Origin of the sequence: Kribbella lupini, from assembly GCF_039529595.1 — a bacterium.
GTDB classification, from domain to species: domain Bacteria; phylum Actinomycetota; class Actinomycetes; order Propionibacteriales; family Kribbellaceae; genus Kribbella; species Kribbella lupini.
The window spans coordinates 187,622-211,616 of the sequence record NZ_BAAANC010000004.1; the positions used below are offsets into that span (position 1 = coordinate 187,622).

Consider the following 23,995-nt stretch of genomic DNA (forward strand, 5'->3'; position numbering starts at 1 on the left):
CCGCCCGCTTCAGTACGCGCTGGCGCGCTTCGTTCGACAGCACGGCTCGGCCCGCGATGCCGCGCTCGGCACGTGCTTGTCGCTTATTCAGCGTCAGCACGCGCACGGCTGACCGGGTGGGCGCGTAGCACGCGACGAAGGAGCGGGCGTAGCGCCGCGTGGGGAGAAGTCAGGCGCGTGGGAGCCAGACTCGCATGGCGCCGATGCCTCGGTTGGCCCAGGCGTAGTACGGGATGGCTTTGATTTCGGTGGGTGTGTCGACGCGGCCTTGGGTGGTGAGGACGGTGACGCCGTCGAGGAGGTTCGGGTCGTGGTGGGCTGTGATGGGGGCGTCGACGAGGTGGAGGTCGTCGACGTTCGCTTCGTGGTCGGCTTGCTCTACGGCGTAGACGAGGGGGCCTCGTTCCAGGGCGACGCAGCCTCGTACGGCGTCGACGCGGGGGGCCGCGGTGACGGTGCGGGCGGTGAGGGGAAGGTGGAGGTCGACGGTGTCGCCGGGGGTCCAGGTCTGCTCGACGCGGGCGTACTGGCCGGGGTCGACGGGCTTGCCGTTGACGGTGGCGCCGTCCGCCCACGCGGGGATGCGGAGGGCGAGGGCCCAGGGCGTTGACGGGGTCTTGGCGACAGTGATGCGGATGGCGCCGTCCCAGGGGTAGTTGGTCTCGACGTGGAGTTCGGTCGAGTCGGTGGTGATCGTCGACTCGGCGTACTGGTGGAGCTGCACGGCATCCTCGGAGGTGGTGGCGAGGTAGCCGTCGAGGCTGGCGAGGGTTCGCATGATGTTGGGCGGGCAGCACGCACAGTCGAACCACCCGCGCCGGCCGTGGGCGGGGCTGCTGTTGTTGTCGGCGTGCGCGTTTCCCCTGTGCTGCAAGGGATTCACGTAGAAATACTCGCTGCCCTTGAGCGACACGCCGGCGAGGAAGCCGTTGTAGAGCATCCGCTCGACGGCGTCCGCGTAGAAGGGGTCGTTCGTTGCCAGCAGCATCCGATGGGCCCACTGGATGCCGCCGATCGCCGCGCACGTCTCGGCGTACGCGCGGTCCGGCGGCAGCTCGTACTCGTCGCCGAACGCCTCGCCGTCCCAGCGCGCGCCGAGCCCGCCGGTGACGTAGGTCTTCGTCGCCCACATGTGCGCGAACTGCCCCTTGAGCGCATCGAGCAATGAAGTGTCGCCGGTCTCGACCGCGACGTCGGTCGCGCCGGCGGCCAGGTACACGGCCCGTACGGCGTGCCCTTCGACGGTCGTTGCCTCACGCACCGGACGGCGGTCGGAGAAGTACGTCGGCTCGTGCCCGTGGTCGGCGATGATCCCGCGGCCGCGCGCCTCGACGAACCAGCGCGCGAGGTCCAGGTACGCCGTCGTACCGGTCTCGCGGTAGAGCTCGACCAGGGCCATCTCGATCACCGGGTGACCGTCGACGTCGCGGATCTTGCCGTCGGCGGTCTCGCCGAACGTGGCGACCAGGTGGTCGGCAAGCTTCACCGCGACGTCGAGCAGGGCCGTGTCCCCCGTGCACCGGACCTGCGCGACGGCGGCCTGGATCAGGTGCCCGGCGCAGTAGTGCTCGTGGCTCCAGACCAGCTTCTGATACCGACCCTCGTCACCGTCACGCAACTGGACGACCGAGTCGAGGTAGCCGTCATCGCGCTGGGCGGCGGCAACCACCGCGGTCAGTTCGCGCTGGCGGCGGAGCAGGTCCTCGGACGGGTTGCGGCCGTACTCCCAGGCGACGGCCTCGAGCCACTTGTAGACGTCGGAGTCGGCGAAGACCGGCCCGATCGCCTCGCCCTCGCCGATGCCGGCGGCGAGCCTCAGGTTGTGCAGGTTGCCCGCCGCTTCGAGCTGGTCCTGGCCTGACGGGATCGCGTTCTCGGCGTTGCGCTGCTGGCGCGGCGCCCAGAAACCGCCGGTGATCCGGGCCCGGCCGAGGCCGATCGGCTGCAGGACCGCGCGGGTGGTCGCGGCTGGGGAGAGCTGGTCCTTCGGCATCGAGCGGCTCCTCGCGGAAACAGACGGAACACGTTTTCCTAAAGACCGTAGGCACCCACCTACGCGGCGTCAAGCCATTGTCCGGCGATCATCAGCTACCCTGACGGAAATTCCGGAACTGCTGGGAGGGCCGATGGCGTCACGGGGACCGGTCGTGCCGCGGATCACCGACGTCGCCGCCCTGGCCGGCGTCTCGACCAGTACGGCGTCCAAGGCGCTCAACGACACCGGTCAGCTCCGCGAGGAGACCCGCGAGCGCGTACGGCGTGCGGCCGAGCAGCTCGGGTTCACCCCGGACGGTCGCGGCCGGGCGCTGTCGTCGGGGCGCAGCTACACGGTCGGGCTGATCACGACCGACAGCTCGGGGCGGTTCAGCATCCCGATCATGCAAGGCGCCGAGGACGCGTTGAGCGCGGGCGAGATGGCGCTCGTCCTGTGCGACACCCGGGACGACGCGCTGCGCGAGTCGCACTACCTGAGGTCGCTGGTGGCCCGGCGGGTCGACGGGATCATCGTCACCGGGCGACGGACCGAGCCGCGGGCGCCGATCGACGTACCGATGCCGGTGGTCTACGCGTTCAGCCCGTCGACGGATCCGGCCGACACCTCCGTCGTGATGGACGAGTACGGCGGTGCGACGTCCGCCGTACGGCATCTGCTGTCGCTGGGGCGGCGGCGGATCGCGCACGTGACCGGGCCGGCGACGCATCGTAGTGCGGTGGTTCGCGCTGCGGCGACTGCTGCCGCGGCGGGCGACGCGCTGATCGGTGAGCCGCTGCACGGCGAGTGGAGTGAGCGCTGGGGGCGGCACGCGGTCGACGTACTGGTACGGACCGGTGACGTGGACGCGATCTCGTGCGGGAGCGACCAGATCGCGCGCGGGGTGTGCGATCGACTGCGGGAGTTGGGGCGTGCGGTGCCGGACGACGTCGCGGTGACCGGGTTCGACAACTGGAGCGTGATGGCGCTGGCGAGCCGGCCGCCGCTGACGACGGTGGACCTGCGGCTGGAGGAGCTGGGACGGCGTACGGCGCGGTTGCTGCTCGAGATGATCGGCGGCGCCGCGCCCTCGGGCGTGGTCTCGCTGCCGACCGAGCTCGTGCCGCGGGAGTCGACGCTCGGGACCTGAGGTTTTCGGCTGGGCACCAGGTCGGGAACCGACCGAGGAGGCAGCGTGACGATGCGTGCGGTTCTGGCCGTGGTGCCGGTGCAGGAGATCGACAAGGCGATCGAGTGGTACTCGGGATTCTTCGGGCGCGACGCCGACACCCGGCCGATGGACTCGCTCGCGGAGTGGCACCTGAGCGAACTCGGCGTCGTGCAGGTCTTCGAGGATCCGGAACGGGCCGGGCGGACGGCGGTGAACCTGACGGTCGACGACCTGGACGGCACGCTGCGACGGTTGTCGGAGCAGAGCATCGAGTCGCGCGATCCGCAGATCGTGTCCGGCGGGCGGCAGCGGCTGGCCGTCGTACAGGATCCCGACGGCAACAACCTCGGGCTGATCGAGTCTGTGGGCTGAGTCCTCGTACTGTTGGGCACTATGGCGACGCGGGTCAGTAGTCGGAATGCTCGGTTTCAGGTGTGGCAGGCGTTGCTCGGCAATCGGAACAAGCGGCAGCGCGCCGGCGAGTTCCTCGTTCAGGGCGTGCGGCCGATCAGCTTGGCGGTCGAGCACGGGTGGACGATCAACGCGCTGATCCAGGACGCGTCGCGGGTGCCGTCGCAGTGGGCGCGGGAACTGCTGCAGAGCCAGCGTCAGGCCGAGCGGGTGCTGATGGAGCCGGAACTGCTCGCGGAGCTGACGGAGAAGTCCGAGGCGGAGCTGGTCGCGGTGGTGGCGATGCCGCCGGACGAGTTGTCGCGGATCACGGTCGAGCGGGACTTCCTGGGTGTGGTGTTCGACCGGCCGACCGGGCCAGGGAACATCGGGTCGATCATCCGGTCGGCAGACGCGTTCGGTGCCGACGGTTTCATCGTGACCGGGCATGCGGCCGACATCTACGACCCGAAGGCGGTGCGGGCCAGTACGGGGTCGCTGTTCGCGTTGCCATCTGTGCGGGTGCCGTCGCAGCGCGAGGTGATGGAGTGGGTCGCTGAGCAGCGGGCGGGCGGCGTGCCGATTGTTGTGGTGGGCACCGATGAGCACGGGTCGGTGGACGTGTACGACTTCGACTTCACGCAGCCGACGTTGCTGCTGGTCGGGAACGAGACGTCGGGGCTTTCGGCGGCGTGGAAAGAGTTGGCTGACGAGCTGGTGCGGATCCCGATGGGCGGGGCTGCTAGTTCGCTGAATGCCGCGAACGCGGCGACGGCGGTGCTGTACGAGGCGTCGCGGCAGCGTGCCCATTCGTCCAAGACTTCCGCGGGCGGGGCGGTCTAGCGTCGTTGGTATGACGCTTTCGGTGAGACCGCAGCCCTTGCTGGCGGTGCGCGATGTGGAGAAGAGCAGTGCTTGGTACTGCGGGGTCCTGGGCGGCGTGAGTGCGCACGGCGGGGTTGAGTACGAGCGGGTGAACGTCGACGGGCAACTGGTGCTGCAGCTGCACAAGCTGGACGTCGGGCATCATCACGGGGTCTTCGGTGATCCGGAGAAGCCGTTGGGGAACGGGTTTGCGGTGTGGTTCGAGGTTGATGATCTGGATGGCCTGGCTGGGCGGGTTGCGGCTGAGGACGTTCAGACCGCAGTGCACGAGAACCCGAACGCCGGGCACCGGGAACTGTGGGTGCGGGATCCGGACGGGTATCTGGTGGTGTTCGCGGGCAAGTAAAACCGGCCCCCGATCTGCTACTCGGGGGCCGGTTGCCTGGGGCAAGGATCAGCTTTCGCAGCCGATCCCGTCGTTGTTGCCGTCAAAGCCGTGCGGGTCAGTCCCGATCACCGTGAAGTTGCGGTAGGGGATGTCGGAGCAGTCGAGGTCCGGCGGAGGCGGCGCGATGCAGACCGTCGGGTACGACGGGTCGCAGTTCGGCGGCGGGGGCGGCGGAGGCGGGGGCGGCGTCACGTTGACCTGGTACCGCAGGTACCAAGTCCCGTTCGACGGGCGCCACACCGCCTGATCGGTGGCCGAGGTGCCGGCGTAGTTGCCGGGGTACGGGCGATCGAGGTTCTGGCCCCACGTGACCGTGCCCGCGCCGCGGATGTACCAAGCGCCGCGGCGGAAGACCGTCAGCTCCGCCTTGGTGTTGCCGACGAAGTTGGCGGGAACGGGGACGTCGCCGTTCACACCCCAGGTGATCTGCGCGGCGCCGCGAATGAACCACCGGCCGAGCGACGGCCGGAAGACCGCGAGGTCGCTGTGGCTGTCGCCCACGTAGTCGGCGGGCACCGGGATGTCGCCGTTCGCACCCCAGGAGATCTGAGCGGCTCCCCGGATGAACCAGCGCCCCAGCGACGGGCGCCAGACGGCGGCCTCGGCGCGGCTGTCGCCGACGTAGTTCGACGCGGCCGGTACGTCGCCGGACTGGCCCCAGACGAACTGGCCGACGCCGCGGATGTACCAGTACCCGTTGGACGGACGGAACACGGCGAGCTCGGCGCGACCGTCGCCGTTGTAGTCGGCCGGCACCGGGATGTCGCCGGCCTGGCCGAACTTGATGTTCGTCCAGCCGCGGATGTACCAGGTGCCGTTGCTCGGCCGGAAGACGGCGAGCTCGAGCCGGCTGTCGCCGACGTACGAGCGCGGTACGGCGACGTCGCCGTTCTGTCCCCACGGGATGGCCGACGTGACCACCTTGGTCGCGGCGACCGCCGTGCTCGCCGTGTTCTGCGCCGGCCGGGCTGCGGCCGGTGCGGTGAGACCGACGGCAGCGAGTGCCGCCACCGCCAGCCCCAGAGCTGCGGATCTGTAACGCATGAAGTCGTCCCCCTCGGACACTCAGAGGCGGCCCTTACGCCGGCCCTTCCCTCCCCAGGGCCCCCGGCCGGCGTACCGCCAACACCCCTCTATCGAAGATCCGAGTTGATCGTTACAACCAGTGAGCGGATTTCTTCCCAGCGGACACCCGCATCACGTTTCGTCATGATCACGCGATGGCGACGATCTCGCCGTGCAGCAGGCTCAGGAAGCCGTCCGGCGCCGCGGCCCAGGCCCGCCACGCGGCCGAGATCCGCTCCAGCGCGGCCTCCGGTACGCCGGACGCCCGCGCCTGGTCGGCCATCGCCGACTGCAGCACCCGGTCGGCCCACATCCCGCCCCACCAGTCGCGGTCCTCGGCGTTCGCGAACGTCCAGTTGCTCGCCGTCGCCTCGATCTGCTCGAACCCGGCCTCGCGCGCCCACGACAGCAGCCGGCGGCCCGCGTCCGGCTCGCCCTGGTTGGCGCGGGCCAGCCGCTGGTACAGGTCCATCCACTCGTCGAGCTCCGGCAACTCCGGGTACCAGGTGAACGCGTGGTAGTCGGAGTCGCGTGCCGCGACGATCCCGCCCGGTTTGCAAACCCGGCGCATCTCGCGCAACGCCTGGACCGGATCGGCCACGTGCTGCAGGACTTGATGGGCGTGGACGACGTCGTACGAGTCGTCGGGGAGGTCGAGGCGGTGCACGTCGCCGACGACGAAGTCGACCTCGATCGCCGGCCCGTCGGAGCCCGGCCCGTCGACGCCCGCAGCGGCGGAGCTCGGCACGATCCCGCGCTCGGCGAAGGTCGCGCGGGTGATGGCGAGCGCGGACTCGTTCGCCTCGAGCGCCGTGGTCCGGCCGGGCGCGACCAGCGCGGCCAGCTCGGCGGTGATCGTGCCGGGGCCGGCGCCGACGTCGAGCAGGCTCAGCCCGGGACGCAGGTGCGGCAGCAGGTAGCCGGCCGAGTTCGCGGCGGTGCGCCAACGGTGTGACCGCAGGACGGATTCGTGATGGCCGTGGGTGTAGACGTTGTTCATCGCGGACTCCTTTGTCTCAGCCTCAGACTAGCTCTTCATCTTGCCGATTGAGACCATATGTCTTGAATAACGAGACGGTATTTGCCTCGGACAACCAGCAGGACCGGCGCGGAGCCGCTAGGGTGCCGCGGTGCCTGTGCTGCCGATGCTGATCGTGGTGAGTGGACCGCCGGGAACCGGCAAGACGACGCTCGCGCACCGGATCGCGGCCGGCGTCGGCTGCCCGGCGATCTGCCGCGACGAGATCAAGGAGGGGATGGCGCACGCCACCCCCGACTTCGTGCCCGGCCCGGCCGATCCCCTGACGATGCGCACGCTGGCGACGTTCTTCGACGTCCTCGGACTGCTGATCGGCCGCGGCTCGTCGGTCGTCGGCGAGGCCGCCTTCCAGGACCGGCTCTGGCGGCCCGGACTGACCCCGCTCATCGGCCAGGCCGAGATCCGGATCGTGCACTGCACGGTCCCGGCCGACGTCGCCTTCGGCCGGATCACCGACCGGTCCGGCAGCACGCCGTCGCGGGCGGCGCACGAGGACAGCCAGTACGACGAGCAGCGGCGTCGTACCGTGCACGAGTCCTTCGACCCGATCACGCTGCCGGTCCCGACCCTCACCGTCGACACGAGCGACGGCTACTCCCCCGCAGTGCCGGAGATCCTGGCCTTCCTGGCCCGCTGAGTCCGGACCGGTGAGTCTGGGCCGCTGGAGTCTGGCGCGTTGAGTACGGCGGATGTCTGGCGGCGTATCGATCGGCTGATTAGGGTCGGGGCTCGACCCAGGGGAGGCGCTTGATGAAGCCGGACGAGTTGACCGCACGGTTCGCCGAACTGACCACGGCCCACGTCGCCGACGCGTGCGTCCGCGCGAAGGTGCCGGTGCGATGCGTGGGACTGAAAGCCGCGCTGCCCGGTCGGCTGGCCGGGAGGGTGCTGCCGGCGCAGCACGTCGGCAGCGTCGACATCTTCCTGGAGGCGTTCGGCCAGGCCGAGCCGGGCGACGTGCTGGTGGCCGACAACGGCGGCCGGCTGGACGAGGCCTGCGTCGGCGACCTCGTCGTACTGGAGGCGAAGACCGCCGGGCTGGCCGGACTCGTGGTGTGGGGACTGCACCGCGACACGGCCGACATCCGCGCGATCGGGCTGCCGGTCTACAGCCTCGGATCGTTGCCGACCGGACCGTTGCGGCTCGATCCGTTGCCGGCCGACGCGTTGACCACGGCAACGGTCGGCGAATGGGCCGTGAGCAACGAGGACGTCGTACTGGCTGATGACGACGGCATCATCTTCGTCCCGGCCGCGCAGGTCGAGGAGCTGTTCGCGCTGGCGGAGTCGATCCGCGACACCGAGCGGCGGCAGTCCGCGCTGATCGCAGCCGGTACGTCGTTGCGCGAGCAGGTCGGGTTCGACGAGTACCTGGCGGCGCGGGCCGCGAACCCGGAGCTGACCTTCCGGGCGCACTTGCGAGCCAAGAGCGGTGCGATCGAGGAATAACGTGGGTGGATGCCTGAAAACCTTTCCGCGGCTGCCGCGGGTACCTGGAAGCTGGGCGACTTCACCATCAACCGACTCGGGTTCGGCGCGATGCGCACGACCCCGAACCCGGATCGCTCGGTCGCGATCCGCGTGCTGCGCCGGGCGGTCGAGCTCGGCGTCAACCACATCGACACCGCCGCCTTCTACGCGTCGCCGGGCGGGACGCTTCAGGTCGGCGACGGGCCGATCCGGTACGCCAACGAGCTGATCCGCGAGGCCTTGTCGCCGTACCCGGAGGACCTGGTGATCACGACCAAGGTCGGGCCCGGAGTCGATGCCTCCGGCAACTTTTACAACGCGGCGACCGCTGCCGAGCTGCGCGAGCAGGTCGAGCTCAACCTGCGCCAGCTCGGCAAGGACGTGCTCGACGTGGTCAACCTGCGCATCATCAAGAAGCCCGGCGCGGACTCGATCGCCGACCGCTTCGGCGCACTCGCCGACCTGGTCGACGCCGGGCTGATCCGGCATCTCGGGCTGTCCAACATCCGGGTCGACCACCTGGACGAGGCGCAGCCGATCGCGCCGGTGGTCTGCGTGCAGAACTCGTACGCGCTCGACACGCATCGCGACGACGATTCGTTCGTGCCGGTCTGCGGCGAGCGCGGAATGGCGTACGTCCCGTTCTTCGCGATCGCCGGGACCGCCCGTGAGGGCACGGCAACGACCGAGCCCTCCGACGCCGTACGCCGGATCGCTGCGGCGAAGGGCGTGTCGGAACAGCAGATCCGGCTCGCGTGGACGCTGCACCAGGGCCCGCACGTGCTCGCGATCCCCGGCACGGGCAACCCGGCCCACCTGGAGGAGAACATCGCCGCCGGCGCGATCGAGCTGTCGCCGGAGGAACTCGCCGAGCTGAGCTGAGCAGCCGGATCTCCACCACTCACCAACCACCCGCTCTCCGCCGCATCGGCGAGTGCGTGAGCGTGAGCCGGCCCCGCTGAGCGGGGTTGGTGAGTGGTGCAGGTCCGCGTCCGCGGCTATCAGGGTCGCTGGATCCTCTTCCGGACCGCCGGTGCGATCTCCTGGGACCAGCGGCTGAGCGAGCTCTCGTACGACGCGTCGCCGCGGGGGAAGTAGGTGAACCCCGCGGCGCCGTGCTCGAGCACCGCGCCGGTCAGCTCCTCGACCCACTGGCCGACCGACCCACCGATCCACCGCCCCTCGTCGTCGCGAGTGCGATCCAGCGGGCGGTCGGTGATCGCGCCCGGGAAGTTGTAGATCGTCGCGACGTCGGACGGCTTGCGGCCGACCTCGAGAGCGGCCGCGTCGATGATCGGCCGCGACTTCTGGTAGACCGCGTTGAGCCAGTCGGCCGCGTGGCCGGGGATCCAGCCGTCCGCCTGGCGTCCGGTCGCCGCGAGCGATCGCGGGCCGTTGGAGCCGGTCCAGATCTGCAGTCCAGGCGCCGCGACCGGCGGGATGCCCTTCACCGGGTAGTGCGGCCCCGCCGACGTCACCGCCGGACCCGGCGTGGTCAGCGCCCGGATCAGCACCATCGCTTCCTCGAACGCGTCGACGGCCTCGCGCGGCGTCTGCTGCCGGCCGCCCATCGCGGTGATCCGGTCCGGCGCACCACCGGCTCCGAGGCCGAGCACGAACCGGTCGCCGGACGCCGTCGCCAGCGTGGACGCCGTCCGCGCCAGGATCGGTGCCGGGCGCAACGGCAGGTTGGTCACGTTGACCAGCGCGCTGATCCGCTCGGTGCGCGCGAGCACGAACGCGATCGCGGCGTACGCGTCGAGCGCGTGCGCGCCGTACGGGTGATCGGCGATCGAGAGATGGTCGAGCCCGTCCCGATCGGCCTGCTCGGCGGTGTGGAGCAGCTCGGGCAGCGCCGACGGGGCGCCGATTCCGAATCTGACGGTCATCGCGGATCCTCCCAAGTAGTTCGTAGATCTAAATAGTAGTACACCGAACTATTCGGCCTGCTGACAATCCGAAGGACGGACTACGATGGCTCCATGGCCGCACAGGACACGGAGTTGGTCGGCTCGCTCGTCCAGCTGATGCACAAACTGCAGGACCTGTACGCCGAGTCGAGCCGGCCGCTCGGACTGACACCGCAGCAGGCGCACCTGCTCTGCGTGCTGCTCGCCGGGCCGTTCGGGATGACCGAGCTGAGCCGGATCATGAGCATCGAACGGTCGAGCCTGACCAGCATGGTCGACCGGCTGGAACGGCGGGAACTGGTCGAGCGCCTGCCCGACCCCGCGGACCGGCGAGCCTGCCGGATCGGGCTGAGCGCGGCGGGGACGAAGCTCGCCGACCAGGCGCACACGACGTACACGGACCGGATCGCCGAACTGACGGCGGCTCTCCCGGCGACCCAGCGGAAGGCCGTCGTCTCGGCCGTAGGCGTGATCGTCGGGGCATAGCCGTCTCGACTGAGGCAAACTTGTCTCATCTGGGACATTCGTGTCTACTGGGAGTATGCTGACTCGTTCCCAGGTGCTCGACGCCGCCCTGCGGCGGTTGAACTCCGACCCGACCACCTCGATGGCCGACCTCGCGGCCGCGATCGGGATCGGGCGGGCGACGCTGAACCGGCACTTCGCCTCCCGGGACGCGCTGCTGCGCGAGATCGGCGAACGTGCCCTCGACCACTGGTCCCGGTCGCAGGACGAGACCGGGATGGTCGCGGCCGGCGAGTCCGGGGACCCGGAGCGGATCCGGAACTGCCTGCGCGAGCTGACCACGTGGTTCGTCGAGAACGCCGACGAGTTCGCGTACGCGCTGGCCAACAACCGGATGGAAGCGATGCCGGAACTGATGGCGCGGACCAACGAGCTGATCGACCGCGAGGTCGAGTTCTACGCGTGCGCGCAGCGGGCCGGCGTACTGCGGTCCGATCTGCCGGCCCGCTGGATCGAGCACACCGTGTACGGGCTGATGATCGCGGCCCGCGAGGCGCTGCGCCGCGGCGACGTGGCCCGGCGCGATCTTGACGCGCTGGTCTTCTCGACCCTGCTCGTCGGCACCGGAGACTCGCGATGACCGCCGGTACGACGTACTCGCCGCCTTCGACGCCGAGCACGCGGCGGCGTTGGGCCGGGCTGGCGGTGCTGTCCGCCAGCCTGCTGGTGGTCGTGATGGACATGACGATCCTCAACCTCGCCCTGCCCGCGATGGCCGAGGACCTGCGGCCGAGCTCGGTGGAGCAGCTGTGGATCGTCGACATCTACTCGCTGGTGCTCGCCGGGTTGCTGGTCACGGCCAGCGCGCTCGGCGATCGGCTCGGACGGCGGCGGATGCTGGTCACCGGGTTCGTGATCTTCGGAGCGGCTTCGCTCGGCGTACTGCTGGCGGACAGTCCTGGGGCCGTGATCGCGATCCGGGTGCTGCTCGGGGTTGGTGGCGCGATGATCATGCCGTCGACGCTGTCGTTGATCCGGTCGCTGTTCCCGGATGCACGGGAGCGCGCGACGGCGCTGGGGATCTGGGGCGCGACCGCTGCTGTGGGTGGCGCGCTCGGGCCGATCGTCGGCGGTGCGTTGCTGCAGAACTTCAGCTGGCACTCGGCGTTCCTGTTCAACGTGCCGGTGATGGTGGTCGCCGTTGTCGCCGCGCTGGTGCTGCTGCCGGAGAGCCGGTCGGACCGGCCGGGACGGCTCGACCCGCTCGCGACCGGGCTGTCGATCGTGGGAATGGTCGGGCTGGTCTACGCGATCAAGGAGCTCGGCAAGGACGGCATCTCCCTGGAGGTGCTGGTCATCGGTCTGCTGAGCGCCGCGCTGCTCGCGGGCTTCGTACTGCGCTGCCTGCGCGCGGCCGAGCCGATGCTCGAGATCCGGTTGTTCCGCGGCCGCGGCTTCACCGCCGGCGTACTGACCGCGCTCATCACCAGCTTCGCGATGGTCGCCGCGCTGCTGCTGATGGCCCAGTGGCTGCAACTCGTCCAGGGCTGGTCGCCGCTCGCCTCCGGCGTCGCGCTGCTGCCGATGGCCGTCGGCGGTCTCGTCGGCTCGCCGCTCGCCCCGATCGTTGCCCAGCGCATCGGTCCCCGCACGGTCCTGGTCGCCGGCCTGGCCGTCGGCGCGGCGGGCTTCCTGCTGCTGTTCGTGCTACCCCAGCCGTTGTCGTACGCCGGAATCGCCGCGTCGCTGACCCTGATCGGCATCGGCACCGCTCCCCTGGCCGTCGCCTCCGCCGTCATCATGGCCGGCGCTCCGGTGTCCCAGGCCGGCAGCGCCGCCGCCATCGAGGAGTCGAGCTACGAAATCGGCGCCGCCCTCGGCATCACAGTCCTCGGCAGCCTCGCCGCCGCGGTCTACCGAGCCGGGCTCCCCGCGGACGCACCCGCCCAGGCCCGCGAGTCCCTCGCCGGTGCGCTGACCCTCGACAACCCGGCCTTGTCCGGCGCCGCCCAGACCGCCTTCGCCGACTCCTTGACGTGGTTCGGCCTGGCCGGAGGGCTTCTGCTGCTGACCGTCGCGGGGTTGGTCCTGTACCTGACGCCGCGCAGCTTGGACCTGTCAGCCACTCACCCCTGAGCCCTGGCGCGGTGTACGCCCCCTGGGACGTGCAGAAACTGCGAGGGTTCCTCACCACGTACGGCGCTGCCTGACGCGCTTGTCGGAGAGCCGACCCGGGTGGTGGCGTACGTGCACTGGACCGGGCGGATCGACTTCGCCCTCCAGGCGACGGACCTGACCGAGAACCCCGCGGTGGGCGTGCTCGCCAACCCCGTGTACGGGGTCAACAGCTCGCTCGGTCTGCCGGGGGCGCTGGATCTCGCCGGGGACCTTCTCGCGTTGGCGCTCGAGAAGGTCCGCAGCGACATCTGAGACCTACGGCATCCGGGCGATCGTGGTCGGACCGGAGTCCGCCGGAGTTGCCGGGGTGGCGGACTTCGACGCGAGGTGGAGGCGCAGGAGGGTGTCGTAGTCGACGACCTCGAGCGAGGACGCCGTCTTCGCGGCCTCCGGGAAATCGGCGGCCGGGTCTTGCGTGCCGACGACCAGGACCGTGCGGGCGTCGGTGATCTCGACGTCGTACTTGGTCTTGGCGAAGGCCTGGTTCTCCGCGGTGGTGAAGTACTTCTGGTACGCCGCCAACCGGGTCGCGCCGGACGCAAGGTCGAGGGAGCGGCGGTGCTTCTGGCCCGTCTCGCGGAGCGGGAGCGCGAGATCGCCGACGACGTGCGTGCCGTCCTCGCGCTCGAGGATGAAGTCAGGGGTGACCGCGCCTTCCGGCGACTCCAGCGACGGCTGGACGATCAGGCGGGTCGCATCGAACGCGCTGAGCAGGACGTCCTCGTGCTTGGCGAGGAACTCGGCCGTGGTCAGCTTCGCGATGCCGTGCAGGTACGTGCTGGCGAACTGGTCCGCCTTCAGGGCCTTCTCGACGCCCTCGCCCCGCGGTACGGCGAAGGTGCCGACCGGGTCGAGGTGCTCGGAGTTGCTGACCAGGCGCTGCAGGAAGTCGCGGTACTTGTCCGCGGGCTCGGAGCGGTGGATCGCGATCGTGAAGAAGTTCCACTTCAGCCGGACCGCCAGGCCGGCCGACTGAGCCAGCAGCACGCGGTCCAGTACGGCGTAGTTGCCGGGCTGGAACTCCAGCAGGCGGTCGCTCGGGCCGACCATCTCGTTGCCGAGCAGGCCCTGCGTCGCGGGGAAGGAGTCCGACAGCGCGTTCTTGCCGCGCTCGCTGGCGATCGTGGCGTCCTTGACGACGCTCTCGTTCGGCAGCGCGACGACGGCGTTCGCGCCGGGCGTCGTACCGAAGTACTCGTCGATCCCGGCGGCCTTCTGCCGGCGGACCTCCAGGGAGCGGTACTCGCGGCTGACGCCGGCCAGCTCCAGGATGTTCCAGTCGGGGGTCTCGGTCAGGATCATCAGCCGCGGGTAGAGCAGCGGGCCGGGCAGTTCGCGGGAGTGGCTGACGGGCAGGTGCTCGCTGACACTCTTCAGGTGCTCGCCCCAGAACTGAGTGTTCACCTTGACGAACTCGGTGGGTTTCATCGCCCGCTCTTCTCCTCGATCACTTCATGGGTCTTCCACAACCAGCAACTCCGGTCCGGCCGCCGCCTATTCCCCGGGATCGTGCGGCAGGATGCGCGGCATGACTGCGCAGGGGGATGGTACGTCGAACGGCCGGACGGCGGGGACGGTCTGGGCCGAGTGGAAGCAGGCCGACGAGGCCGGGGACGCCGCGGCGGCGAGCCGGGCGGCGGCGGAGATGCTCGAACTGGTGCCCGGGTTCTTCGAGATCTGGTTCGAGGCCGGGATGCACTCCAAGGCCCGGGCCGACTGGGCCGAGTCGGCAGCGCGGAACCAGCGCGCGGTCGAGCTGTTCACCCCGGAGAACGCGGCCGCCTTCGACGGCGTGAACCCGGCCGCGTGGAACCTCGGCATCGCCGCGACCGCCCTCGGTGACTGGGCGACCGCGCGGCGCGCGTGGACGGCGTACGGGATCGACGGCATCGACGCCGGCTCCGAGCCGATCGACCTGGACTTCGGTTCCGTGCCGATCCGCGTCAACCCGGACCGCCCGAGCCTGCCGCACCAGGTGGTCCCCGACTTCGGCGACACCGAGGTCGTCTGGTGCTGGCGCCGCAGCCCCGCCCACGCGGTGATCTCGAACGTCCCGTTCCCCGCCTCGGGCCACCGCTTCCGCGACGTCGTCCTGCACGACGGTGAGCCGAAGGGCACCCGCCGGTACGGCGAGCAGGAGATCTCGGTCTTCGACGAGCTCGCCCGGTTGGAGTCGTCAGACCTGCCGACCTGGCAGGCCCAACTCACCGGCGCCACCCCTGGCGATCTCGTGACCCTCGCCGACACCTTCGGACCCGCCGGCCTGGGCCTCGACGACTGGTCCGGCGTCCGACTCCTGTGCGCCGACTGCTCCCACGGCTCCCCCGGCAGCGCCCACGATCACGCCCCGGCCGCATCCGACGCGACGATCCTCGGCTTGGCCGGCTCCGAGGCCGACCTCCGCGCCTGCCTCGACCCCTGGCTGGCCGCGCGGCCGCACGTCGTACTGGCGGAGCTGACGTTCCTCTGGTGAACGCGTCTCAGCCGGAAGCGTCGGTCTTCTGACTGAAGGCGCATTGCCAGCTGCCGTCGACACGGACATAGACCTCGCTGATCCACTCGTCTGCCGTGTAGGGCGTGCCGGCCCAGGATCCCGAGCTGGCCTTGCGGGCGGTCAGTACGACGGCGTCGCCGACGCGGGCGAGCCGCTCGGCGCCGACGACGCGCATGGTGTCGTGGACCAGGTGCCCGGACGCGATCCAGCCGAGGATGTCCTTCCGGGGAGTCGCGCCGAACGGCCCGACGTACACCCAGTCGTCGGTCATGAACCGCCCGACCGCCTCCGCGTCGTTCCCCACCAGCGCCGCGTCGAACGCCGCCGACACCGCCCGCACCTCGTCCTCGACCGTCATCCCCAACCCCTTCGTCACGGACGACGCTAGCCGCGGCAGGGGCCGCCGGCACCCCGCCGAACCCTGGAGAACGAGAAGCGCCCCTGACCCGTGGGTCAGGGGCGCTTTCAGCCCTGTGGCAGGTGCAGGGTTCGAACCTGCGTAGGCATAAGCCGACAGATTTACAGTCGAGATCCGCACCCGCGCCTGACCTGCGGAAACACGATCGACTGTCCGAGCTTTGGGAGGCCGGTGGGGAGAGCTTCCTCGCAGGGTCAGCTGCCAAAGCGCCGCCGCGACTGAAAGAGCGCGCCGCGAAAGGCCCCCAACGATGTGACGATCGGATCTAATAGCTTTGTGAAAGTAAGTGAGCCGAGAGGACGCGGCCTCGCGGGTAGGTCACAGTCGACCATCGCAGAGCGTCGCGCAGCGCGCCGCGCGAAACCGTCAACCACGACTGAGGTCAACCTCCAGTTGCTGCTGCAACTTGGAGGCACAGCTGCCCTGGTGCTCTACCTCGTTCTGTCGCTCTACTACGAGAAGTACTATTCGCGGCTCGGCATCGAACCAAGTGACGTAGGCCTGGACCGGACCGCGATCGTTTCTCGCGCTGTTGCTGGCGTTGTGATCCTGCTGGGCCTCATTGTCGTTGTGTCGCTAGCCATCGTTTTCCTCAGTCTTATCGGCCTGTTCGTAGCCTGGGTTATCGTCTGGCTCTACCGCTCGTGGCTACCCCAGCACCAGCGCGTGCAGCTCGGCAAACTTTGGGAAGACGAGTGGAGCCAAGTGCGGGGTCGCGAGTGGATCGAGCGATTCGATCGCTCGATATCGGTCTTCCCTTTGACCCTGTTGATTCCGGCCGTCCTTGGGTTGAGCCGCTATCCCTGGCCCAGCAGGTTGGACTTCGCTCTCAGATGGGCGATGGTCGGGGGCATCGGGCTAACGATCGCCCTCACGGCTGGGTGGGCGCGGGTCGAGAGGGCAGCTGATGCCGCCGAGGAGGGCCGGTCGGTCACTCCGTTGACATTCGTTGGAATCCGAGTCCTCGACATCAAATCCGAGCCGTGCGCTGTTGAATGGCTAGGTAGCCCGAACACTCGGCCTGCCGGGTTGAGATCGCCACAGCTTCGATGCCTCGGAACGGCGAACGGTGCAGCAGTCTTCCGAGATGGCCGGTCAACCGTCATCGTTCCAGCAAGCCAGGTGGCGATCACACTGAAGTAGCGGCCATCTGGCCTCGTTCAGCACGGCGAAAGCGACGGCGCATCGGCGACGACAACGGTCTGGGTGCTGTCGAGACCAGGGAACGTCCAGTAACCTGTCCGGTTATGCAAGCCAAGGCAGAGGGCTTAGACCTCGAAGCGCTATATACCCTCAGAGCCGAAGACCTTACCCAGGAGGATCTCGAACGCCTCACCGCGACCGTTCCTGGCGATGAGTCTGTGCTGCGCCGGCTGATGGGGCCTGGGCCGAAGTTGCTCAAAGGCCCGCGGGGATCCGGAAAGTCCAACTACCTGAAGCGCGCCTACTACAAGCTCCTTGAGCGCGACAACGTGCTAGTCGCCTACATCAACTACTCGCAGCATCTGGCGCTCGAACCACTGATGCTCCGATCCGAGCGGGCGCTGGAGCACTTTCGACAGTGGCTCGTATACAAGATCATCCTAGGGCTTGCAGAAAGTCTCGGCGCGGACTGCCCGAAGGATATGCGCCAGCTCGCGGACGCTGGCACGAAATTCGTAAACGAGCTGCAGACCTCGATCGGCAGGACGCCCACGTCCACGCCCCCTCCTATAGCTCCTGCAGAACTGTTGTCGCGCATCGAAGGCTGGTGCGAGCAACTTGGCCGAACTAGAGCCGTCCTCCTCATGGATGACGCCGCGCACGCATTTATGCAGCAGCAACAGCGAGAATTCTTTGAAGTTTTCCGAGCGCTTCGATCGCGCACCGTCGCATGCAAAGCGGCTATTTACCCTGGCGTGACCTCCTACAGTCCATTCTTCAACGTGGGACACGAGGCTGAGGAGATTGAGGTTTGGATTCGACCTGATAATACCGAATATCTTAAGGCCATGCGGGCAATTTTCACGGCTAGATTCCCGGTCAATCTCCAGGAAAAAATGCGCCCATCGCATGTGGACATCGCAGCACAAGCCGCATTCGGCTTGCCGCGAAACTTTCTCAATATCCTGTCGGACTCTCTCGGAGACGCGGAGGAAGATGACGGTGCGCTCGTCCCGACGGCACCAACTCTACGAATGATGAGGGACGCAGTAACCCAGAATGCGCGACGCGTCAGGGCACTCTTTGAGGAGATATCTAGGAAGCTTCCACGGTACGAGAACTTCATTCAGGTTGGTCTTGAAGTCCAAAGTTCAATGATTTCCGAAATCAGAACGACCAATCGCAACCGAGAGGTAGGCGGCGCGAAGTATATCGGCGTGGCAGTAGCGCAGCCATGGGACTCGGATCTCACGCAGGTCATTTCTTTGCTCGAGTACGCCGGAGTTGTGCGCAGGATTGGACCAGTATCACGAGGAAGCGATCGGTATGAGAAAGTCCAAATCCACACTTCGCTACTCATATCCGAGAACGCATTGGGGCTCGCCCAAACGCCTTCCGCAGCGCAGTTCAATGCCGCATTGCATCGACAAAACGCCGACGACTTTGTTCGCCGGCAACCACGCCGCATACTCTCGGAACATCAGGCAGAACGATGCCAGTTGAATCTCTCCCCATGCCCCAAATGTGGCACGCCGCGCATCTCTGACGATGCTGTCTTCTGTTATAAATGCGGGCATGCACTGCAAGAGCAGTCTGTCTATCTGGAACTCTTGTCATCTTCCATCGAAAGACTCAACCTCACAACCGTCAAGACCGAAAGAATTCTTGAGTTCACCAACATGAAGACCGTCCAGGATATCATCCTGGACGAATCTGGTAGCCAATTACGAACCGTTCCGAGTATCGGGAAGACCTGGTCTGCCCGAATTAAGACTCGCGCCGAAGAGTTTGTGACACTGTAGAATGCCGCACTCATTCCCACAGGTTTGCCTTGCCTCGACATCCGCCTTGGGTGGGACGAGTATTGCACAATTGGCGAACAACTCGATTTCATCGGTTCGACACGGCTCAGCCGGAAGATCTCCGATCGATAATGCCTTTGATTCACTACTCGTCGTGACTCAACTCACTTTCGATCTGACCCCTAAATGGAAATCTCAGCATGGCCTCATTTTGAGCTCCTCAGCGGTAGCCGCGGCCGAAGACTACTTTCGTACCATCCTGACTGAGATCGTCAACGTCTGCGAGTATTGTGCGCAGCGGGTTGAACCTTTGGAAACCCGGATGGAATTTGTATTTTCGGGTTCAGTAGCCGAGGCCGTTCGGGGACTTCTGGATACGTCAAGCCTGTCCAGCAAGGAGAACGTTACGGGATGGGCGAAGAAGATAGCTGGAACCGCGTTTAAGGATTCTCGATCCTTACTGCGGCTTCTTGATGAGTTCGAGCGTATTTGCCATATTCGCCACGCAGCCATGCATGCGGGTGGGCAAGTGTCGACAAGGAACGCAAGGGTCCTCAAGGTGCCACCGAACACGTGGATATCATTCGGGTCTCCACAGGCAATCTACGACATCACCAGCGTCATTGTCGCGACATTGCGATCATTTAATCAGACCCTTTTTGAGAACATTCTCCGGGAATGGCTAGATCAGAACCACATGTCCGGCTCTTGGTCTGATGATGCTTCCTCGTTTACAGCTTTGTGGGAGCTATTCAAGTCGACCGGTGACATCGAGAGCAACCGAACCACCGGAGACAAGTCCCTCAACCCCAACGCGTATCAGGCTTATAGATCCATCCGATCTTCCGTTGCAGCTCGCCGTGCGGCCGGCGCGACTTAGACCCAGGGCGGTCCCACTGCCCTAGCGGACCGCTCGCTGCTGGCGGAACGACCTGGCGTCATCAGGTGTCGCCTATCCCCTGCACGCCGAGCAGGAACGAGACTGACAGCAAGCTCCTTACACATCTCGTCAATCAGGGAACGGCGCATGACGGGCTGCTACCGCATTATCGACCCGGCTCCTTACTCGGCGCTGATGCCGAGTCGGTCAAGGACCCAGTCCCAACGAAAGTCTTCGGCAACACGATCTCCTGTGCCAGACGAGATAGGTTCGAGCGATGCGACCGAACCGTCGTGGGCATCAACTAGTCGAACTCCCGCATATCGCAAAACAGCGATCGAGGCCAGCCATGCCGGATGGCCGGCGAGATCATGCTTGGCAAAAGGAACCGCGACAGTGCGCGTCCGAGCACCGAGGGCAGCGCACAGAGTAGTTAGCGGGTAGGTGTTTGCGTTGCCGTTGGCCCACGCATTAAGAGTGTTGAAGGTGGCGGGGACCACGGCTACCGCATCCGCCGCTGGGGCACGCTTCGGCTCGCCGGGCTTGCGATTGTCGGTCAAAACTCGAACCCCATCGAGGTCTTGACCTTCAAGCCATGGAAGGGCGGCATCTGTGGGGATGACGTAAGGATCCCAGCCCTGGTCTCGGGCGGCGCGCACACCGTCTCCGATTCGACTTGCCAAGGGTGCCCCGCAGGTAACGAGGTACAGGGTGCGTCGGGTCACGAAAGAACTCCTGCGCGGGTAGCGATGGCGGTTAGGGCTGGCGTGGGTCTGCGAGAGCGCTTGAGGAGTTCGCGGACCAGTTCGCGCGCGATGGTGTGATAGCGAATCGACTCGGGAGCAACTCGCTCGGCCTGCTTGAGATGCAGAATCGCTTCCATGTCGTTCTTGGCTTGCGCTTGCGCCCACGCGAGGTCGATGTGGAGGCGCGAGCGGCGACCTTGCAGACCCGCCGGGAGCGAATCGGTGTCGATCTCGGCTGCGACGCGCAGCACTCCGGACGGATCGCCGAACTCCGAGGCGACGGACGCCCTGTGGATCATGACGTTGGTCGGCCCGAAGGCGGTCCACCAGTGGTTGCCGTCGTGAGCGAGTAGACCGGCAAGCTGGTCAGCCGTCGCTAGGCGTTCGGTTGAGGTCGCCCGGTCAGAACGGCGGGCGGCGATGACTGACGAGATCAGCCAAAGCGACCCAGCGAGCGAGACTGCGTCTGGCGCGTCGGAACCGGTCATCGACATGAGCCCCTCGGCCGACCGGACCGCGATCCGTTCGGCGTCGTCGGTCCGCTGGCTGCGCAGGAGGGCGCAGACGACCTGGTAGGCCGCCATCCCTTGAGCGGTCTTCGACTCGGCTGCCATGGCAGCGTGAGTTGCTCGGTCCGCAGCAAGCCAGCCGAGCTGATGCTCCCCCACCTTGGTCAGAAGCTTTGCCGCTGCGGAGTAGACAGAGCAGCGCGCGAGGTGGGTCTCACGGCCGTCGCGGCCTTGGTAGCCGTCGTACGCGTCGGCCGCTTGGATGAGGTCGGGGAGCATCGCCGTCGCGGACTGGTACTTCGCCGCCTGGTAGGCCTGGTTCACCTGCACCGCACCGGTGCGGAGCTGCGGGAGCGGCCAGGGAGTTGCCCGCTCCCCCAGCAGGTGGTGGTAGCCCGCAAGTTGGCTGCGGACGGCATCCACGGCCCCGACCTGCTCCGAGGCATCTGGAGCGAGCACCCAGTCACGACCGATGAGGTCGGCGACGTCGATGCGCAGGACGGTGGCTAGGTCGTTCAGGGTGGACAGTCGGTCAACGCCCCGGATACCGCGCTCGACCTGCGACAGCCAGGACCGCGACATTCCGATGAGGCCGGCCAAGGCGTCTTGGGACATACCGCGTCGCTTGCGGTAAGCCCCGATCCGCTCTCCTACGTGCATCTGCACTTCCCCTCAGCTCGCGTGGTTCCTCTAGTGAACCCCCTGAAGGCCAGGCCATTGCGCACAAAAGTACGCAGCCTGGCGAGTGCGCCCCGCTCCCCAAAATCGGCCCGACGCTGAGGTCATGAACGCCCCGACTCCCCCACCGCGGCCCGCTTCGGACCAGGCGGCGCGGGCGGAACTCCCTCAGCTCGCGCGACCTTCCGAATGTAGGCCGCCGTGAAGGGCGACAGCCGCTCGACTTCAGTCGGCGTCACGCCAGCTCGTAGAGAGGCCAGAACCGCGGCCAGTACCTCCTGCCGGGCCTCCTCGTGCGCAGCCTCGGTCTCGCGATAGCGGCGTGTAGCCGCCGACAGGTCATCTCGTAGATCAGCCACGCAACAAGAGTACCGCGCCCCACTTGCGCAACCCTGAATCTATCCGCTAGTTTGTTGCGCAACACAGTTTCGCAACTGAGTTGTTATGACGCCCCGGCGGCGGCTACCGCCGAGGCGTCTGGGTCGCACACATCTGCTTGAGACAGGAGCACAACCCGTGAACATCATCCACCTTCAGGCCGTCCCGAACGACGAGCCGAGCGCGGCGGACCTGGCGGCGATCGACGCCGAATGGCCGGTCATCGCGGCCGAGCTGGACGTACTGGACGCCGAGATTGCGCTGATCACCGCCGGGCCGGCCGCGTCGGCGCTGGACCGCCGCCGGGTACGCCGCGCCGAGCGCCGCGCCCTGGCCGCCCGCCGCGAGCTGACCGCCGACCAGGTCGAGGACGGTGCGGCGTGATGAGGAAGCCGAGCAAGCCGCGCAACACCGGGGTCCGTACCGGTTGCGCCGCGTGGTGCAGCCCGAAGCACTACCGGTTCTGTGGGTCACCGGTTTGCTGCCCGCACCTGCACACGAACCGCTCGAACACCCACGCCAGCAAGGCGGGCAAGCGATGAGCCGCCGCACCGTGAGCCTCCCCGAGGCCTGGGCCGCGCGGCTGGGGATAGACGCCACCGCCGACGTGGCCCAGGAGTTGGCCGCACGGTTCGAGCACCTGACGCGGTTCGTGCTGACCGGTGAGATGCCGCGCCCTGGTGCGGTGTCGGCCGAGGCCGCGACCGCGCACGGCGACCTGTGGGTGCTGGCCGGGTTCCTGGCCGATGCCCGTACGGCGATGACGCAGGAGGTCACCCGATGAGCACCGACGTTGCTGTGACCGCGCCGGCCGCGGTGGAGCAGGCCGAGCAGAAGTCGAGCGTTGCGCGGCTGCGCACCGCGGCCGCCGAGGCGTCGCAGGTCAGGGCGCTGTCCACCCATCCCGACGTCGTGGCGCTGCGGGTGGAGTCGATCCGCACGCAGGTGGACGTGTTGATGTGGGTCGGGATCGTGCTCGGTCTGGCGTTCACGATGGTCAATGTTCAGGCGTTCGCCGCCGACGGTGCCCCGGTCGGGTCGCTGCCGTGGGTCGCGGCTTGGCTGCTGGATCCGATGGTGTCGCTGGTGCTGATCGCGGTTCTTCGGGCTGAGCAGATCACCGCCCGGTACCAGGTCAGCGACACCGGCAAGTGGATCTCGCGGACGAAGCGGTTCGCGTTCGGCGCGACGTTCGTGATGAACACCTGGCACTCCTTCGCGACCCGCGACCTGGCCGGGATCGTGCTGCACTCGGTCCCGCCGCTGCTGGTGTTCTGCGCGGCCGAGACCGCGCCGGTGCTGCGCGACCGGCTCACCGAAGCCGTCCTGCGGGCCGAGCAGGCGGCAGCTCTGGCCGACCCGCAGAAGGCCGCTGAGCCGATCGTCAGCGCCCCGGAAGCACTGACGGCTCTCGCGGTCGGAGGAACCGCTCAGATCACCGCGCAGCCGCCCGCGACAGGGCAGACCACCAGCGGTACGGCCACTGCTGGTCATGTGCCACGGAAGGCGTCGGCGAAGCCGCGCAAGAAGGCAACGGCGAAGCCCGGCCGCAAGCTGCTGGGCGACTACGTCAAGGACGCCGTGTTCGCACTCGACGGCGAGACCGACTCGAGCACCATCACGCCGGCGTGGGCGCGCAAGGCCACCGGCTGCTCGGCTGGCCTGTCGCCCAAGGTCGCCGCACAGGTCCGCCAAATCCTGGAGATGGCGACCGAACACCGCACATGGAAGGACTCCAACGCGCCGGAGTCGATCGAGAGGAAGGCCGCGTGATGCCGACCCCGTACCCCAACCCCGATGACCGCGCCACGTGGCCCGCCGGCCAGGACGACGACGACCAGGCGACCCGCGACTACGCGCTGCGCGCCTGCCGCAAGCTCGCCGACTTCGGCATCACCGCGCGGCCGACGTTCGATCCCGAAGACGGCCTGTACCGCGGGCTGATCGCCGTCGAGCCCGGCCAGTTGTTCGACCTGCTCAACGACCTCGACCTGCGCGCTCTGGAGGCCTGACC

General features: G+C 67.8%; 27 protein-coding genes. 19 read left to right on the plus strand and 8 right to left on the minus strand.

From position 1 onward, the window contains the following. Window positions 1–169: 169 nt before the first annotated feature. Window positions 170–1,993 (minus strand): glycoside hydrolase family 127 protein, encoded by a 1,824-nt coding sequence (locus ABD235_RS33940; protein WP_344181690.1) that lies wholly within the window; start codon window positions 1,991–1,993, stop codon window positions 170–172. A gap of 133 nt (window positions 1,994–2,126) precedes the next feature. Here ABD235_RS33940 and ABD235_RS33945 point away from each other — a divergent pair, with 133 nt between their 5' ends. The 4 genes from ABD235_RS33945 to ABD235_RS33960 are packed head-to-tail and all read left to right on the plus strand — an operon-like array spanning window position 2,127 to window position 4,764. Continuing rightward, window positions 2,127–3,122, plus strand: coding sequence for a LacI family DNA-binding transcriptional regulator (locus ABD235_RS33945; protein WP_344181692.1), 996 nt, complete (start codon window positions 2,127–2,129; stop codon window positions 3,120–3,122). A 45-nt stretch (window positions 3,123–3,167) separates the two neighbouring features. Beyond that, window positions 3,168–3,515: a VOC family protein gene (locus ABD235_RS33950; protein ID WP_344181694.1), complete on the plus strand. Its 348-nt coding sequence runs from the start codon at window positions 3,168–3,170 to the stop codon at window positions 3,513–3,515. Between the two features lie 21 nt (window positions 3,516–3,536). Next, entirely contained in the window at window positions 3,537–4,376 is an 840-nt protein-coding gene (locus ABD235_RS33955; RefSeq protein ID WP_425553212.1) for a TrmH family RNA methyltransferase, read from the plus strand. A 10-nt stretch (window positions 4,377–4,386) separates the two neighbouring features. After that, on the plus strand, window positions 4,387–4,764 hold the full coding sequence (locus ABD235_RS33960) for a VOC family protein (protein WP_344181698.1): 378 nt from the start codon (window positions 4,387–4,389) through the stop codon (window positions 4,762–4,764). 48 nt (window positions 4,765–4,812) lie between these two features. Here ABD235_RS33960 and ABD235_RS33965 read toward each other — a convergent pair whose 3' ends face one another. Then, window positions 4,813–5,850, minus strand: a complete 1,038-nt coding sequence (locus tag ABD235_RS33965) for an FG-GAP repeat domain-containing protein (protein ID WP_344181700.1) — start codon at window positions 5,848–5,850, stop codon at window positions 4,813–4,815. Window positions 5,851–6,019: 169 nt separating this feature from the next. After that, the gene (locus tag ABD235_RS33970) at window positions 6,020–6,871 is read right to left on the minus strand and encodes a class I SAM-dependent methyltransferase (protein WP_344181702.1); all 852 of its coding nucleotides are present in this window, start codon (window positions 6,869–6,871) and stop codon (window positions 6,020–6,022) included. A 130-nt stretch (window positions 6,872–7,001) separates the two neighbouring features. Here ABD235_RS33970 and ABD235_RS33975 point away from each other — a divergent pair, with 130 nt between their 5' ends. The 3 genes from ABD235_RS33975 (at window position 7,002) to ABD235_RS33985 (ending at window position 9,262) form a co-directional block, all read left to right on the plus strand. After that, the gene (locus ABD235_RS33975; protein ID WP_344181704.1) at window positions 7,002–7,547 is read left to right on the plus strand and encodes a P-loop nucleotide/nucleoside kinase family protein; all 546 of its coding nucleotides are present in this window, start codon (window positions 7,002–7,004) and stop codon (window positions 7,545–7,547) included. A 113-nt stretch (window positions 7,548–7,660) separates the two neighbouring features. Beyond that, window positions 7,661–8,359, plus strand: a complete 699-nt coding sequence (locus ABD235_RS33980; RefSeq protein WP_344181705.1) for an RraA family protein — start codon at window positions 7,661–7,663, stop codon at window positions 8,357–8,359. Window positions 8,360–8,368: 9 nt separating this feature from the next. Then, a complete protein-coding gene (locus ABD235_RS33985; RefSeq protein WP_344181707.1) occupies window positions 8,369–9,262 on the plus strand; it encodes an aldo/keto reductase in 894 nt (297 codons plus the stop codon). Between the two features lie 119 nt (window positions 9,263–9,381). Here ABD235_RS33985 and ABD235_RS33990 read toward each other — a convergent pair whose 3' ends face one another. Beyond that, window positions 9,382–10,269, minus strand: coding sequence for an LLM class flavin-dependent oxidoreductase (locus tag ABD235_RS33990; RefSeq protein WP_344181709.1), 888 nt, complete (start codon window positions 10,267–10,269; stop codon window positions 9,382–9,384). Window positions 10,270–10,362: 93 nt separating this feature from the next. On the opposite strand from ABD235_RS33990, the gene ABD235_RS33995 reads away from it, so the two are divergent. The 4 genes from ABD235_RS33995 to ABD235_RS34010 all read left to right on the plus strand — a co-directional run bounded on the left by ABD235_RS33995 (window position 10,363) and on the right by ABD235_RS34010 (window position 13,185). Next, on the plus strand, window positions 10,363–10,776 hold the full coding sequence (locus ABD235_RS33995; RefSeq protein WP_344181711.1) for a MarR family winged helix-turn-helix transcriptional regulator: 414 nt from the start codon (window positions 10,363–10,365) through the stop codon (window positions 10,774–10,776). Between the two features lie 55 nt (window positions 10,777–10,831). Further along, on the plus strand, window positions 10,832–11,395 hold the full coding sequence (locus tag ABD235_RS34000; RefSeq protein ID WP_344181713.1) for a TetR/AcrR family transcriptional regulator: 564 nt from the start codon (window positions 10,832–10,834) through the stop codon (window positions 11,393–11,395). Further along, complete coding sequence (locus tag ABD235_RS34005) at window positions 11,392–12,891, plus strand: MFS transporter (RefSeq protein WP_344181715.1); 1,500 nt, start codon at window positions 11,392–11,394, stop codon at window positions 12,889–12,891. The genes ABD235_RS34000 and ABD235_RS34005 overlap by 4 nt, the downstream gene beginning before the upstream one ends. Window positions 12,892–13,002: 111 nt before the next feature. After that, window positions 13,003–13,185 carry a hypothetical protein gene (locus tag ABD235_RS34010; protein WP_344181718.1) on the plus strand — a complete coding sequence of 61 codons (183 nt, stop codon included), beginning with the start codon at window positions 13,003–13,005 and terminating at the stop codon, window positions 13,183–13,185. A gap of 3 nt (window positions 13,186–13,188) precedes the next feature. On the opposite strand, the gene ABD235_RS34015 is transcribed toward ABD235_RS34010, so the two are convergent. Continuing rightward, a complete protein-coding gene (locus tag ABD235_RS34015) occupies window positions 13,189–14,361 on the minus strand; it encodes a hypothetical protein (RefSeq protein WP_344181721.1) in 1,173 nt (390 codons plus the stop codon). 100 nt (window positions 14,362–14,461) lie between these two features. Between ABD235_RS34015 and ABD235_RS34020 the strand changes: the two genes are divergently transcribed. Next, on the plus strand, window positions 14,462–15,406 hold the full coding sequence (locus tag ABD235_RS34020; RefSeq protein ID WP_344181723.1) for a tetratricopeptide repeat protein: 945 nt from the start codon (window positions 14,462–14,464) through the stop codon (window positions 15,404–15,406). A 7-nt stretch (window positions 15,407–15,413) separates the two neighbouring features. Here the strand turns inward: ABD235_RS34020 and ABD235_RS34025 are convergent, their stop codons facing one another. Next, window positions 15,414–15,785, minus strand: a complete 372-nt coding sequence (locus tag ABD235_RS34025) for a nuclear transport factor 2 family protein (RefSeq protein ID WP_344181725.1) — start codon at window positions 15,783–15,785, stop codon at window positions 15,414–15,416. A gap of 486 nt (window positions 15,786–16,271) precedes the next feature. Between ABD235_RS34025 and ABD235_RS34030 the strand changes: the two genes are divergently transcribed. The 3 genes from ABD235_RS34030 to ABD235_RS34040 all read left to right on the plus strand — a co-directional run bounded on the left by ABD235_RS34030 (window position 16,272) and on the right by ABD235_RS34040 (window position 19,670). After that, window positions 16,272–16,988, plus strand: coding sequence for a hypothetical protein (locus ABD235_RS34030; protein ID WP_344181727.1), 717 nt, complete (start codon window positions 16,272–16,274; stop codon window positions 16,986–16,988). 104 nt (window positions 16,989–17,092) lie between these two features. Then, entirely contained in the window at window positions 17,093–18,790 is a 1,698-nt protein-coding gene (locus ABD235_RS34035; RefSeq protein ID WP_344181729.1) for a hypothetical protein, read from the plus strand. A 154-nt stretch (window positions 18,791–18,944) separates the two neighbouring features. Then, window positions 18,945–19,670, plus strand: coding sequence for a hypothetical protein (locus tag ABD235_RS34040; protein ID WP_344181731.1), 726 nt, complete (start codon window positions 18,945–18,947; stop codon window positions 19,668–19,670). Between the two features lie 182 nt (window positions 19,671–19,852). Here the strand turns inward: ABD235_RS34040 and ABD235_RS34045 are convergent, their stop codons facing one another. Then, window positions 19,853–20,395, minus strand: a complete 543-nt coding sequence (locus tag ABD235_RS34045) for a flavoprotein (protein ID WP_344181733.1) — start codon at window positions 20,393–20,395, stop codon at window positions 19,853–19,855. Continuing rightward, on the minus strand, window positions 20,392–21,585 hold the full coding sequence (locus tag ABD235_RS34050) for a helix-turn-helix domain-containing protein (RefSeq protein ID WP_344182697.1): 1,194 nt from the start codon (window positions 21,583–21,585) through the stop codon (window positions 20,392–20,394). The genes ABD235_RS34045 and ABD235_RS34050 overlap by 4 nt, the downstream gene beginning before the upstream one ends. Before the next feature lie 534 nt (window positions 21,586–22,119). Here ABD235_RS34050 and ABD235_RS34055 point away from each other — a divergent pair. The 4 genes from ABD235_RS34055 to ABD235_RS34070 all read left to right on the plus strand — a co-directional run bounded on the left by ABD235_RS34055 (window position 22,120) and on the right by ABD235_RS34070 (window position 23,993). Continuing rightward, window positions 22,120–22,365, plus strand: coding sequence for a DUF6284 family protein (locus ABD235_RS34055; RefSeq protein WP_344181735.1), 246 nt, complete (start codon window positions 22,120–22,122; stop codon window positions 22,363–22,365). Between the two features lie 154 nt (window positions 22,366–22,519). After that, window positions 22,520–22,765, plus strand: a complete 246-nt coding sequence (locus tag ABD235_RS34060) for a hypothetical protein (protein WP_344181737.1) — start codon at window positions 22,520–22,522, stop codon at window positions 22,763–22,765. Then, entirely contained in the window at window positions 22,762–23,754 is a 993-nt protein-coding gene (locus ABD235_RS34065) for a hypothetical protein (protein ID WP_344181739.1), read from the plus strand. Before ABD235_RS34060 ends, ABD235_RS34065 begins: the two co-directional genes overlap by 4 nt. Next, window positions 23,754–23,993, plus strand: coding sequence for a hypothetical protein (locus ABD235_RS34070; protein WP_344181741.1), 240 nt, complete (start codon window positions 23,754–23,756; stop codon window positions 23,991–23,993). Before ABD235_RS34065 ends, ABD235_RS34070 begins: the two co-directional genes overlap by 1 nt. Window positions 23,994–23,995 lie beyond the last annotated feature (2 nt).